Origin of the sequence: Streptomyces lavendofoliae (assembly GCF_014649735.1) — a bacterium.
Taxonomy (GTDB): domain Bacteria; phylum Actinomycetota; class Actinomycetes; order Streptomycetales; family Streptomycetaceae; genus Streptomyces; species Streptomyces lavendofoliae.
The window spans coordinates 140,841-154,511 of sequence record NZ_BMTP01000004.1 but is presented as its reverse complement, the minus strand read 5'-3'; the positions used below and the strand labels follow the sequence as shown (position 1 = coordinate 154,511).

The 13,671-nt window shown below is 75.3% G+C and carries 11 protein-coding genes; 6 read left to right on the top strand and 5 right to left on the bottom strand.

The features are described from left to right. Positions 1–7: 7 nt before the first annotated feature. Complete coding sequence (locus IE109_RS33850) at positions 8–391, bottom strand: cold-shock protein (RefSeq protein ID WP_189550285.1); 384 nt, start codon at positions 389–391, stop codon at positions 8–10. Between the two features lie 213 nt (positions 392–604). Here IE109_RS33850 and IE109_RS09185 point away from each other — a divergent pair, with 213 nt between their 5' ends. After that, entirely contained in the window at positions 605–853 is a 249-nt protein-coding gene (locus tag IE109_RS09185) for a hypothetical protein (protein ID WP_189550284.1), read from the top strand. Here the strand turns inward: IE109_RS09185 and IE109_RS09180 are convergent. Then, complete coding sequence (locus IE109_RS09180; RefSeq protein WP_189550283.1) at positions 832–1,461, bottom strand: HAD family hydrolase; 630 nt, start codon at positions 1,459–1,461, stop codon at positions 832–834. The two genes, IE109_RS09185 and IE109_RS09180, sit on opposite strands and share 22 nt — an antisense overlap. Positions 1,462–1,531: 70 nt before the next feature. Further along, complete coding sequence (locus IE109_RS09175; RefSeq protein ID WP_189550282.1) at positions 1,532–2,521, bottom strand: hypothetical protein; 990 nt, start codon at positions 2,519–2,521, stop codon at positions 1,532–1,534. Positions 2,522–2,563: 42 nt separating this feature from the next. On the opposite strand from IE109_RS09175, the gene IE109_RS09170 reads away from it, so the two are divergent. From IE109_RS09170 to IE109_RS09160, 3 genes are all read left to right on the top strand, one after another. Next, a complete protein-coding gene (locus IE109_RS09170; RefSeq protein ID WP_189550281.1) occupies positions 2,564–5,185 on the top strand; it encodes a helicase C-terminal domain-containing protein in 2,622 nt (873 codons plus the stop codon). 354 nt (positions 5,186–5,539) lie between these two features. Then, positions 5,540–5,692 (top strand): hypothetical protein, encoded by a 153-nt coding sequence (locus IE109_RS09165; RefSeq protein ID WP_189550280.1) that lies wholly within the window; start codon positions 5,540–5,542, stop codon positions 5,690–5,692. A 190-nt stretch (positions 5,693–5,882) separates the two neighbouring features. Continuing rightward, entirely contained in the window at positions 5,883–7,550 is a 1,668-nt protein-coding gene (locus IE109_RS09160) for a DNA repair helicase XPB (protein WP_189550279.1), read from the top strand. Here IE109_RS09160 and IE109_RS09155 read toward each other — a convergent pair. Further along, positions 7,537–7,710 (bottom strand): hypothetical protein, encoded by a 174-nt coding sequence (locus IE109_RS09155; RefSeq protein ID WP_189550278.1) that lies wholly within the window; start codon positions 7,708–7,710, stop codon positions 7,537–7,539. The genes IE109_RS09160 and IE109_RS09155 overlap by 14 nt on opposite strands. A gap of 377 nt (positions 7,711–8,087) precedes the next feature. On the opposite strand from IE109_RS09155, the gene IE109_RS09150 reads away from it, so the two are divergent. Then, positions 8,088–10,106, top strand: coding sequence for a HelD family protein (locus IE109_RS09150; protein ID WP_506417182.1), 2,019 nt, complete (start codon positions 8,088–8,090; stop codon positions 10,104–10,106). A 249-nt stretch (positions 10,107–10,355) separates the two neighbouring features. On the opposite strand, the gene IE109_RS09145 is transcribed toward IE109_RS09150, so the two are convergent. Next, positions 10,356–12,608, bottom strand: coding sequence for a heavy metal translocating P-type ATPase (locus IE109_RS09145; protein WP_189550277.1), 2,253 nt, complete (start codon positions 12,606–12,608; stop codon positions 10,356–10,358). Positions 12,609–12,771: 163 nt separating this feature from the next. On the opposite strand from IE109_RS09145, the gene IE109_RS09140 reads away from it, so the two are divergent. Next, entirely contained in the window at positions 12,772–13,668 is an 897-nt protein-coding gene (locus IE109_RS09140; protein ID WP_189550276.1) for a DUF8832 domain-containing protein, read from the top strand. Positions 13,669–13,671: the final 3 nt, after the last annotated feature.

Sequence of the window (13,671 nt, the reverse complement as noted above, 5' to 3'; positions counted from 1 at the left end):
GTACGGGTCAGACGTCCAGCTGGTCCGCCACCGCCCGCAGCAGGCCGGCGATCTTCTTGCCGTGGACCTTGTCGGGGTAGCGTCCGCGCTCCAGCATGGGGGTGATGTTCTCCAGCAGCGTCGTCAGGTCCTGCACGATCGACGCCAGTTCGTCCGGCTTGCGCCGCTGGGCCGCCGCGACCGACGGGGTCGGGTCGAGGACCGTCACGGAGAGCGCCTGGTCACCGCGCTGGCCCGCCACCACGCCGAACTCGACGCGCTGGCCGGGCTTGAGTGCCTCGACCCCGGCGGGGAGCACCGACGAGTGCACGAAGACGTCGCCGCCGTCGTCACGGGAGAGAAAGCCGAAGCCCTTCTCGCTGTTGAACCACTTGACCTTGCCGGTAGGCACGTCTGTCCTCGTCCTCGTACTCGATAAGAAAACTGCTGCGGATAGCACTGCGGCGGGCCGCTCGGGCCCTTCCCCACGTTCTCGACCGTTCTCGACCGTTCTCGAACGGGGGGCAGAGCGGGGGCACCCCCATCGCCCCAAGGCTAATGGTCCGGGGGCTGGTGACAAGACGTCCCCGGTCCGTTCCTCCGGCCAGGGAACTACCCTGGCCGAATGCATAGTGAAACCCCCGCGAGCGGCTCCGCCCCCGGTGACGGTCTCGTCCGTGCCGGAGGCATCGTCTTCATCGTCGGCGCCGTGGCCACTCTCGTCACGGTGGCCCCGCTGTTCCTGGGCACCGATCCGTTCCCGCCGGTCGCGTACGCGGTCTGCATGCTGATGGGCGTCGGCTTCCTGATCGCCGCCGCCGGTGTGCTGCGCTCGATCGCCGCGCAGCGCCGTCAGGCGAACTCGGCCCTGTAGGCGTCCCACCAGGCGGGAAACGCCGTCAGGCCGGGCAGGACGACGTCCGCGCCGGCCGCCCGCAGCTCGTCCGCGCCGCACGGCCCGGTGGGTACGGAGACGGCGAGCGCGCCGGCCGCGCGGGCGCCGCGCACGTCACCGGTGTGGTCGCCGACGTACACCCGCGCGCCGTGCTCGCGCAGTGCCTCCGCCTTGGCCTCGGCCCACAGCCATCCGATCACCGCGTCCGGCTCGATGCCGAGGTGGGCGAGGTGCAGCTTGGCGTTCGGCTCGTGTTTCGCCGTGACGACGATCGCCCGGCCGCCCGCCGCGCGAACGGCTTGAATCGCCTCCCGCGCGCCGGGCATCGCGAGCGTCGGCTCGATCGCGTACGCGGGGTAGATCTCGCGGTACCGGTCGCCCGTCTCCCCGATCCGGTCGGCCGGGAACCAGTGCGCCAGCTCCTGCTCCAGGGGCGGCCCGATGCGGGTGACCGCCAGGTCGGCGTCGATCCACACGCCCGTCTCGGCGGACAGCGCCCGGTAGGTGGCGTGGATGCCGGGGCGGGAGTCGATCAGCGTCATGTCGAGGTCGAAGCCGACCGTCAGCGGGGAGACCATGCCCGCCATTGTGCCCCGCTGCCCGCGACGGCCTCCCGTGCCGGGCGCGCCCCGGCGGCCCGCGCCCGGTGACCGGGCGTCAGGGGCGGCGGGCGCGCCAGAGCAGGAAGAGCGCGGAGGCGAGGGCCGCGGCGCGGAGGGTCCAGGGCCAGGCGGCGCCGAGCGCTTCGCCGAGGGCGTCGCCGCCGGGCGGGATGGGGTCGCCCCAGCGGCCGTCGACGCGGCCCCACAGCCAGACCGCGACCCCCGCGGCGACCGCGCCCGGCAGGCCGAACACCGCCAGCTTCGCCTCCGTGCGGCTGAGGCGCCCGGAGGCGTACGCGACGAGCCAGCCACCCAGCAGGGCGAGCCACGAGCCGAGGACGACCCCCGCGACCAGCAGCGCCGCGGCGGCCACCAGCATCGGGTGGCCCAGCCGCAGCGGCAGCCGCAGCGCGGACAGGCGGCGGCGCGGCGGCGCCGGGGACGCGGCACCGGGCGGTGACGGCGGCCCGGGGTCGGCCGGAGCGGCCTCCTCCTCGGGGGCGGGCTCCTCGGGGGGCGGGGGCTTCAGCATGTCGGGGATCTCGACCCCGCCCCGGAACCCCGGCGGCACGCCGTCCGCGCCGCCGAACGCCCCCTCCTCGACCCGCCACCAGTCCGGCTGCTCGACCGACGCGCCGACCTCGTCCATCCCGGCCAGGTGCGGGCTCCACGCCTCGGCGGCGGGCGTCCCGCGCGGCGGCGGCACGTCCGGGGCGGCGGTTTCCGCGCGGCGGCGGAACCGTGTGCGCGGTGTGCGCTGCTCGGGCACGGCGGACCGCCCCGGCGCCTCCGGTGCCCTCGACGCGCCCGGTGCGCCCGACGCGCCCGACGCCGCGGCGGTGACGACCTCGTCGGGCGTGCCGAGGGCGGTCAGGATGCCCCGCACCGCGCCCGGGCTGTCGTCGCCGGCCCGCCGGCTGTCGATCTCGCTGCGCAGCGTGGCCACGAGCCGCATGCGCGTCTGCGAGGACAACTGCCGTTGCTGGGCCAGGTCACCCACCCGGCTCAGGTAGTCGAAGACCAGCTGGTCGCTCTCGATCCCCACCGTCACGACGTTAGCGCCTGCGCAGGGGCTAACGTGGTCCGGATGGGGACCGGTGAGCTCGATCGGGAGGCGCACGTGGCCGCAGGGACCGAAGGCAATGGCGGTACGGCGGCTCCGCGCACCCTCGCGGAAGCCCTGCGGACCCGTGGCGACGAGGGTCTGGCCGCGCTGCTGCGCGCCCGCCCCGACCTGCTGGTCCCGGTACCGGGGGACCTGACGCAGCTCGCCACCCGGGCCGGGACCCGCGCCTCCGTCGTCCGCGCGCTGGAGCGGCTCGACCGGTTCACGCTCCAGGCCGCCGAGGCGCTCGCGGTGGCGCCCGACCCGGCCCCGTACCGGGTGCTGCTGGGCCTGATGGCCGGCGACGAGGGGGACGCGGACATCGAGGCCGCGCTCCCGCGCGCGGTCGGGCTGCTGCGCGAACAGGCCCTGGTGTGGGGTGACGACGAGCGGCTGCGCCTGGTGCGGACCGCCCGCGAACTGCTGGCGCCGTCGCCGCAGCACCCCTCGCCCACGGGCCTCGGGCCGACGGTCGCCGAGGCGACGGCCGGGATGTCGCCGACCCGGTTGCAGGAGATCATCGCGACGGCGGGGCTGTCGACGACACACGATCCGGTGTCGGCGGTCGCCGCGTTGACGGACCTGTTCACCGACCGGGAGCGGATGGGCGCGCTGCTCGACACCGCGCCGGTGGAGGCGCTGGGCGTGCTGGACCGGCTGGTGTGGGGGCCGCCGTACGGCGAGGTGACGCCCGACCCGACGCCGCCGGTGCGCTGGTTGCGGGACCGGGGTCTGCTGCTGCCCGTGACGGCGCGCACGGTGGTGCTGCCGCGCGAGGCGGCCCTGCACCTGCGTGCCGGGCGCGCGCACCGGGTGCCGGAGCCGCTGGCGCCCGCCGTCACGCCGTCCCGCGAGTACCGTCCACAGGTTGTGGACAGCACGGCGGCGGGCCAGGCGTACACCGCGCTCGCCACCGTCGAGGAACTCGCCAAGGAGTGGAACGAGGGCGGCCCGGCCGTCCTGCGCGCGGGCGGCATGTCCGTACGGGACCTGAAGCGCACCGCGACGGCGCTGGACGTGACGGAGCAGGTGGCGGCGTTCTGGCTGGAGGTCGCGTACGGCGCGGGGCTGATCGCGCCGGACGGCGAGGCCGACGAGCGGTTCGCGCCGACGCCCGCGTACGACGACTGGCTCGCCCTGCCCGCCGCCGAGCGGTGGGCGCGGCTCGCCGGGGCGTGGCTGGCCGCGACGCGCGCACCCGGCCTGGTGGGCTCCCAGGACGCCAAGGGCCGTACGCTCGCGGCGCTCGGCCCGGACCTCGACCGGGGCGCCGCGCCGGAGGTGCGCCGCCGGGTGCTGACGCTGCTGGCCGGGCTCCCGGCCGGGGCGTCGCCCGACCCCGAGACGCTGCTGGCCCGGCTGCGGTGGGAACGCCCGCTGCGCGGCGCTGCCCGCGAGACCGGCACCGACCTGCGGGCCCGCCTGGCGAGCTGGACCCTGACGGAGGCCGAGCTGCTGGGGGTGACCGGGCGCGGCGCCCTGTCGGCCCACGGCCGGGCCCTGCTGCCGGGCGCCCCGGCCCCCGGCACGGACCACCCGGTGGCCGGGCACGCGCCGGGGCACCCGCGAACGGCCACCGGGCACGTCCCCGCCCCCACGGCCGCGGAGGGCTCCGCGTCCGACGGCCGCCGCGCGGCCCGCGCCGCCGTCGCCGACCACGCGGGCGCCGCCGCGCTGCTGGCGCCGCTGATGCCCGAGCCGGTCGACCACGTCCTGCTCCAGGCCGACCTCACGGCCGTCGCGCCGGGTCCGCTGCGGCGCCCGCTCGCCGACACGCTGGCCGTGCTCGCGGACGTCGAGTCCAAGGGCGGCGCCACCGTGTACCGCTTCACGCCCGCATCGGTGCGCCGCGCGCTGGACGCCGGGCAGGCCGCCGCCGACCTGCACGCCTTCCTGGCGGCCCACTCCCGTACGCCCGTCCCGCAGCCGCTCGCCTACCTCATCGACGACGTCGCCCGCAGACACGGCCACCTCCGGGTGGGGGCCGCCTCCGCCTACGTGCGCTGCGACGACGACGCCGTGCTGGGCGAGATCCTCGCCGACAAGCGGTCGGCGTCGCTGCGGCTGCGGCGCCTGGCGCCCACCGTGCTGGCCGCCCAGGCCGACCCGGCCGCGCTGCTGGAGGGGCTGCGGTCCATGGGCTTCGCCCCGGCGGCCGAGTCGGCGGAGGGCGACGTCCTGATCACCCGGGCGCACGCCTACCGCACCCCGGCGCGCACGGCGCCCGCGCCGGTGCCGGAGGGCCCGCCGGAACCGGACACCGCGCTGCTGGGCGCCGCCGTGCGGGCCATCCGCGCCGGCGACCTCGCCTCGACGGTCGTCCGCAAGGACGAGTCGGCCACCCCCGGCGGGGGCGGCGACGGCGCACCGCCCCGGACCTCCGCCGCAGAGACGCTCGCCACCGTCCAGGCCGCCGCGATGACCGGCTCGGCCGTCTGGATCGGCTACGTCACCGCCGAGGGCGCGGCCAGCCAGCGCGTGATCGCCCCGGTCCGGGTGGAGGGCGGTTTCGTCACCGCGTACGACCACACCGCCGACGAGGTCCGCACCTACCCGCTGCACCGCATCACGGGCGTCGCCGAGCTGGCCGACGACGTCACCTGAGCCGCCGGGGCCCGGATCATGCGCGCGGTCGGCGGATTTCCCGCCCGTGGGTGACCGACGCCCCACCTCAGGGGGACCTTCCGCATTCCCCCGGCGTGGCGCGGGCAGCCACGGGACGTCCCGAACGGCACCGCACCGAAAGAGGTCCTCCCCATGCGACGAGTCACCACCGTCCTGCTGACCACCGCCGCGTTCCTGTCCGCGCTCACCACCCAGGCCGCCGCGATCGGCATCGATCTCGGGGGCGGCCTCACCCTCTGACCGGCCCTCCCTCCGACGCGACCGGGCCCGTACCGCCACGGAAGGCGCGGGCCCGGTCCGCCACCGCCGCAGACGCGAAAGGAACGACCCGCGATGAGCCGACGTATCGCCCTCCTGCTGACGGGCGCCGCCCTGCTGTTCACCGCCCTCGCCACCCCGGCCGCCGCCTCCACCCTCCCCCCGATCAACGGCCCGCTGGCCGACCTCCAGGTCGAGGGGCCGCTGTTCACCAGCCCCCTGATCTGATCCGCCGGCCCGCCGACCCGGCGGCACCTCACCGGTCACCGTCGATCCTGACCGGTGGGACACCGGCGTCCGGATCTGTTCCCCGGTCCGGTGTGCCGCTCCTCATCCCGCACGGCCCGGCCACTTACGCCGCCGATGCGCAACACTGGATGTTTGGCCACAGACCGAGGCCGCCAGGAAAGGGTGAGGCGTGAACGGACCCCTGATCGTCCAGAGCGACAAGACGCTCCTGCTCGAAGTCGACCACGAGCGGGCCGACGCCTGCCGCCGCGCCATCGCTCCGTTCGCGGAGCTGGAGCGCGCACCCGAGCACATCCACACCTACCGGGTCACCCCGCTGGGCCTGTGGAACGCCCGGGCCGCCGGGCACGACGCCGAGCAGGTCGTCGACGCGCTGGTCGAGTTCTCCCGCTACCCCGTGCCGCACGCCCTGCTGGTGGACGTCGCCGAGACGATGGCCCGCTACGGGCGGCTCACGCTCTCCAAGCACCCCACGCACGGCCTGGTCCTCACCACCACCGACCGGCCGGTCCTGGAGGAGATCCTCCGCTCCAGGAAGGTCCAGCCGCTCGTCGGCGACCGCATCGACGCGGACACCGTCGCCGTGCACCCCTCCGAGCGCGGCCAGATCAAGCAGACCCTGCTCAAGCTGGGCTGGCCGGCCGAGGACCTCGCCGGTTACGTCGACGGCGAGGCCCACCGGATCGACCTGGCCGAGGACGGCTGGGCGCTGCGCCCGTACCAGCAGCAGGCCGTCGAGGGCTTCTGGCACGGCGGCTCGGGCGTCGTCGTCCTGCCCTGCGGCGCGGGCAAGACCCTCGTCGGCGCGGGCGCCATGGCGAAGGCCAAGGCGACGACCCTGATCCTGGTGACCAACACCGTCTCCGCCCGCCAGTGGAAGCACGAGCTGGTGAAGCGGACGTCCCTGACCGAGGACGAGATCGGCGAGTACAGCGGCACCAAGAAGGAGATCCGCCCCGTCACCATCGCCACCTACCAGGTGCTGACGACCAGGCGGAAGGGCGTCTACCCGCACCTGGAGCTGTTCGACTCCCGCGACTGGGGCCTGATCGTCTACGACGAGGTGCACCTGCTGCCCGCGCCGGTCTTCAAGTTCACCGCCGACCTCCAGGCGCGGCGGCGGCTCGGCCTGACCGCGACGCTGGTCCGCGAGGACGGCCGCGAGTCGGACGTCTTCTCCCTCATCGGGCCGAAGCGCTTCGACGCGCCGTGGAAGGAGATCGAGGCACAGGGCTACATCGCGCCCGCCGACTGCGTCGAGGTCCGGGTGAACCTCACGGACGCCGAGCGGCTCGCGTACGCGACCGCCGAGACGGAGGAGAAGTACCGGTTCTGCGCCACGACGGCGACCAAGCAGAAGGTCGCCGAGGCCCTGGTGCGGAAGTTCGCGGGCCAGCAGATCCTGGTCATCGGCCAGTACATCGACCAGCTCGACGAGCTGGGCGAGCACCTGGGCGCGCCGGTGATCAAGGGCGAGACGCCGAACGCCCAGCGGGAGAAGCTGTTCGAGGCGTTCCGGCAGGGTGAGATCAGCGTGCTGGTGGTCTCCAAGGTGGCGAACTTCTCGATCGACCTGCCGGAGGCGACCGTCGCCATCCAGGTGTCGGGCACCTTCGGCTCGCGCCAGGAGGAGGCCCAGCGCCTCGGCCGGGTCCTGCGGCCGAAGGCGGACGGGCACCAGGCGCACTTCTACTCGGTGGTCGCGCGGGACACGATCGACCAGGACTTCGCGGCGCACCGGCAGCGGTTCCTGGCCGAGCAGGGGTACGCGTACCGGATCGTCGACGCGGACGAGCTGCTCGCGCAGGACGCCGACCCGGATCTCAGCGGCGCCTGACGCCCGCCTCCTCGGCGAACTCGCCGAGGACGACGACCCCGAAGGCCGCTTCGGCGAACACCCTGATCGCGCGCAGGGCGTTGCCGAGGCGGTGGGCCGGGTGCGGGGCCGCGCCCAGGGCGGTGGCGCCGGAGGCGTGGTGGAAGGTGGGTGCGGTCATGTCTCCATGATGGTTTCCGCACCCGGGCGGTACATCGGTCCGCAGACCGAACCCGGGCGCCGTCCCCGTACGACTCCAGGCATACGGCATCCCCTACGGGACGGACGCGGACGCGAGGACCGCACCGCGGCGGACGGACGCGGGGACGGTCAGGCGGGCGGGCGCGGGGACGGTCAGGCGGACGGACGCGGGGACGGTCAGGCGGGCGGGCGCGGGGACGGTCAGGCGGGCGGGCGCGGGGAAATCCGGTCGCCCGCTTCCGGCCGGGTCGCTAGAATCGCCGGCCTTGCCCGCCTCCCTTTCGTGGAGCGCCGCCCGCCGGTCGGAAACCGGCCGGCCCGCCGTCACCCCGTGTACGACCCCCCGGAGGCTCCGCCGTGCCCGATCCGCTCGCTCAGGAGCGCGCCCACCTCGCCGCCTCACGCACCGCGCTGCGCGCCATGCGCGAGGACGTCCAGGCCCTCGACATCCGCGACGTCACGGCGAACTGGGTCAACGCCGCCGTGCTGTCCGCGCAGATCGACGAGCGGATCAAGGCCCTCGCCGACCTGTCGCACACCCCGCTGTTCTTCGGGCGGCTCGACTACCTGCCCACCGCGCAGGAGGGCCAGACGTTCTACATCGGGCGGCGGCACGTCCACGACGCGGACGGCGACCCGATGGTCGTCGACTGGCGCGCGCCGGTGTCGCAGCCGTTCTACCGGGCCTCGAAGAAGGACCCGCGGGACGTCGCGCTGCGGCGGCGCTTCGGGTACACGGGCGGCGAGCTGACCGCCTACGAGGACGAGCACCTGTCCGACCCGGCGGAGGGGGAGCGGACCTCCCGCCTGCTCCAGGCGGAGATCGAACGGCCGCGCGTCGGCCCCATGCGGGACATCGTCGCGACGATCCAGCCCGAGCAGGACGAGATCGTCCGCAGCGGCCTGTCCGGCTCGGTCTGCGTCCAGGGCGGCCCGGGGACCGGCAAGACCGCGGTGGGCCTGCACCGGGTGGCGTACCTGCTGTACGCGCACCGCGAGCGGCTGGCCCGCACCGGGACGCTGGTCATCGGGCCGAACCGGTCCTTCCTCCACTACATCGAGCAGGTGCTGCCCGCGCTGGGCGAGCTGGAGGTGAAGCAGGCGACGGTCGGCGACCTGGTCGCGCACGTGGAGGTGCGGGGCGAGGACGACCCGACGGCGGCCGTCGTCAAGGGCGACGCCCGGATGGCGGAGGTGCTGCGGCGGGCGGTGCGGTCGCACGTGACGCCGCCCACCGAGCCGCTGGTGGTGGTGCGCGGCTCCCGGCGCTGGCGGCTGCCGGCGTACGAACTGGAGGAGATCGTCCGCGAGTTGCTGGACCGGGACATCCGGTACGGGGCCGCGCGGGACGCCCTGCCGCAGCGGATCGCGCACGCGGTGCTGGTGCGGATGGAGCAGGCGGGCGAGGCGCCGGACGACCGGGTCCAGGACGCGGTGGCGCGCAACCCCGCGGTGAAGGCGGTGGTCAAGGCGGTGTGGCCGGCCGTCGACCCGGCGAAGCTGGTGCTGCGGCTGCTGTCGGACCCGGACTTCCTGGCGGAGCACGCGGCGGGGCTGCTCACCGAGGAGGAGCGGAAGGCCGTGCTGTGGGCGAAGCCGCCGCGCTCGGTGCGGTCGGCGAAGTGGTCGGCGGCGGACGCCGTGCTGATCGACGAGGCGGCCGACCTGGTGGAGCGCACCCCGTCGCTGGGCCACGTGGTCCTGGACGAGGCGCAGGACCTGTCGCCGATGCAGTACCGGGCGGTGGGGCGGCGCTGCTCGACGGGTTCGGCGACGGTGCTGGGCGACCTGGCGCAGGGCACGACCCCGTGGGCGACGGCGAGCTGGGCGGAGGCGCTGGCGCACCTGGGCAAGCCGGACGCGGTGGTGGAGGAGCTGACGGCCGGTTTCCGCGTTCCGCGCGAGGTGATCGCGTACGCGTCGCGGCTGCTGCCGCACATGTCGCCGGGGCTCGCTCCGGTGCGGTCCGTGCGGGAGTCGCCTGGCTCGCTGGAGATCGTCCCGTGCCGGGCGGAGGACCTGCCGGCGTCGGTGGTGGCGGCGTGCCGCGCCGCGCTCCGCCACGAGGGGTCCATCGGCCTGATCGCGGCCGACGCGCGCGTCCCCGTCCTGGCGGAGGCGCTGCGGGAGGCGGGCCTGGTGTGGCTGTCGCCGGGTGAGGAGACGACCGCCGAGTCCCGCCTGACGCTGGTGCCCGCGTCGCTGGCGAAGGGCCTGGAGTACGACTACGTCGTCCTCGACGAGCCGGCGGCCGTCGTCGACGGCGAGCCCGACGAGCGCACCGGCCTGCGCCGCCTGTACGTGGCCCTCACCAGGGCGGTCTCCGGCCTGACGGTGCTGCACGCGGCCCCGCTCCCCCCGCAGCTGGCCGCCTGACGGGGCGCGAGCCCATCGCCCCCGCGTCTCGCGGTCGCCCGCCCGGGCGTCGGTTGCCGTGAGGTCGGCTCCGTGGCGGACCCGAGGCCCCGGGGCACATGCGTGCGCGTGAGGGTGGCGGGGCCGGAGGCGGGGGGTGCTCGGACGTAGGACGAGCGAAGCGAGAGTCCGAGCACCCCCCGCCGCAGGGCCGGGCACCCGCCCCCGCCCACCGGCAGGAGCCGGGCAGCGCGAGCCGGGCGGGGGGCGTCAGGCCGCCGGCTTGAAGCCCCGCAGCCGGAGGCTGTTGCCGACCACGAAAACCGACGAGAACGCCATGGCCGCGCCCGCGATCATGGGGTTCAGCAGGCCGGCCGCGGCGAGCGGCAGGGCGGCGACGTTGTAGGCGAACGCCCAGAACAGGTTGCCCTTGATCGTGGCGAGGGTGCGGCGCGAGAGGCGGATCGCGTCGGCGGCGGCGCGCAGGTCGCCGCGTACGAGCGTCAGGTCGCCCGCCTCGATCGCGGCGTCCGTGCCGGTGCCCATGGCCAGCCCCAGGTCGGCCTGGGCGAGGGCCGCCGCGTCGTTGACGCCGTCGCCGACCATGGCGACCGACCGGCCCTCGGCCTGGAGGCGCTTGACCACGTCGACCTTGTCCTCGGGCATGACCTCCGCGTACACCTCGTCGATGCCGACCTCGGCGGCGACCGTCTCGGCGACGGCCCGGTTGTCGCCGGTGAGCAGGATCGGCGTGAGGCCCAGGGCCCGCAGGCGTGTGATCGCCTCGGCGCTGGTGTCCTTGACCGCGTCCGCGACCTCCAGGACCGCGCGGGCCTCTCCGTCCCAGGCGACGGCGACGGCGGTCCGGCCGGCCGCCTCGGCCTCACGCCTGGCGCGCTCCAGCGCGGCGGGCAGCCGCATCGACCAGTCGGCCAGCAGCTTCTCGCGGCCGACGAGCACCGCGTGGCCGTCGACCACTCCCTGGACGCCGAGGCCCGCGATGCCGGCGAAGTCCTCGGGGGTGGGGAGCGTGCCGACGCGCTCGGCCGCCCCGGTGGCCACCGCCTTGGCGATGGGGTGCTCGGAGGCGTGCTCCAGGGCGCCGGCCAGGCGCAGGACGTCCCGCTCGTCGGTGCCTTCGGCGGTGTGCACCCCGATCAGGGTCATCCGGCCGGTGGTGACGGTGCCGGTCTTGTCGAGGACGATCGTGTCGACCCTGCGGGTGGTCTCCAGGACCTCCGGGCCCTTGATCAGAATGCCGAGCTGCGCGCCGCGGCCCGTACCGACCATGAGGGCCGTCGGGGTCGCCAGGCCGAGCGCGCACGGGCAGGCGATGATCAGTACGGCGACGGCGGCGGTGAACGCGGCGGTCAGGCCCGCCCCGTTGCCGAGCCAGAAGCCGAGCGTGGCGAGCGCGAGGCCGATGACGACGGGCACGAAGACGGCGGAGATCCGGTCGGCGAGGCGCTGCGCGGCGGCCTTGCCGTTCTGGGCGTCCTCCACGAGCTTCGCCATGCGGGCCAGCTGGGTGTCGGCGCCGATCCGGGTGGCCTCGACGACCAGCCGGCCGCCCGCGTTGAGGGTGGCGCCGGTGACCGGGTCGCCGGTGCCCACCTCGACCGGCACGGACTCGCCCGTGAGCATGGAGGCGTCCACGGCTGAGGTGCCCTCGACGACCCTGCCGTCCGTGGCGATCTTCTCGCCGGGCCGGACGAGGAAGCGGTCGCCCACCCGCAGTTCGGCGGTCGGGACGAGGACCTCGCGGCCGCCGCGCAGGACGGTGACGTCCTTGGCGCCCAGCTCCAGCAGCGCCTTCAGCGCCGCGCCCGCCTTGCGCTTGGAGCGCGCCTCGAAGTAGCGGCCGGCCAGGATGAAGGCGGTGACACCGGCCGCCGCCTCCAGGTAGATGTTCCCGGCGCCGTCGGTGCGGGCGATCGTGAACTCGAAGGGGTGCGTCATGCCGGGCGTACCGGCCGTGCCGAAGAACAGCGCCCACAGCGACCACAGGAACGCGGCCGACGTGCCGACCGAGATGAGGGTGTCCATCGTGGCGGCGCCGTGCCGCGCGTTGGTCCAGGCGGCGCGGTGGAACGGCCAGGCGGCGTAGGTGACGACGGGTGCGGCGAGGGTGAGGGAGAGCCACTGCCAGAACTCGATCTGGAGGGCCGGGACCATCGCCATCGCGATGACGGGTACGGAGAGGACGACGGCCGTGATCAGGCGCTGCCGCAGCGGGCGCAGCTCGTCGGCCGGCCCCTCCTGACGGTCCTCCGGTCCGGGTGGCGCCGGCTCCTGGGCGGTGTATCCGGTCGCCTCGACGGTGGCGATGAGGTCGGCGACCCGCACCCCGCCGGCGTACGTGACCCTCGCCTTCTCGGTGGCGTAGTTGACGGTCGCGGTGACGCCGTCCATCCGGTTGAGCTTCTTCTCGACGCGAGCCGCGCAGGAGGCGCAGGTCATGCCGCCGATCGCGAGCTCGACCTCGGCGGCGGGGCCGGGTGTCGTCGTCGTGGGGGTGCTCATGAGTGCTGCTCCTCGCCGATTGATACCCCGACAGGGTATGCCTTTCCGATGGGGACATGTATACCCCTGGGGGGTACTGGGGCGCAAGCGATCACCGCCCTTGACTTGATACCCCCCAGGGGTATTGTGGGCGGCAACGGACCACGCGTCGTCAGGAGTCGCCATGAACACCGGAATGAAGATCAGCGCATTCGCCGCGGCACTGGCCGCGACCTTCGGCACGGCGTACGGCGTCGGCAAGGGCGTCGGCCCGGTCGTGGCGGCGGAGGAGCGCCCGGCCGAGCGGCACGACACGCCGCACGGCGAGGAGGAGCACGAGACGCCGGCCACCCCGCACGGCGAGCACGACAAGGCCGCCGCGCGGCGGGCGCCCGGCGGGCTCCAGATCTCGGAGGGCGGCCACACCCTCGCCCTCCAGCCCTCCGCGCTCGCGGCCGGGACCCCCGGCGAGCTGCGGTTCCGCATCACGGACGCCCACGGGCGGCCGGTCACGGCGTACGAACGGGAGCACGGCAAGGAACTGCACCTCGTCCTCGCCTCGCGGGACCTGACCGTCTACCGGCACCTGCATCCGGTGCGGGGCGCCGACGGCACCTGGTCCACGCCGGTCGAGCTGCCCGAGGCGGGGGACTACCGGGCGTTCGCCGACTTCACGCCCGCGGGCGGCGAGGCGCTGACGCTGGGGGCGGACCTGGCGGTGTCCGGGGCGTACCGCCCGGCGGCGCTGCCCGCGGCCGGCCGCGTCGCCGAGGTCGACGGTTACCGCGTCGAGCTGGCGGGGGCGCCCGCGCCCGGCCGGGCGAGCGAGCTGACCCTGCGCGTCAGCCGGGGCGGCCGGCCGGTCACCGACCTCCAGCCCTACCTGGGCGCGTACGGCCACCTGGTCGCGCTGCGCGCCGGAGACCTCGCCTACCTGCACGTCCACCCGCACGAGGGGCCCGCCGGGCCCGAGGTCTCCTTCACGGCGACGGCGCCGAGCGCGGGCGCGTACCGGCTCTTCCTCGACTTCAAGCACGACGGGAAGGTGCGTACGGCTGCCTTCACCGTGCACGCGCACTAGGGT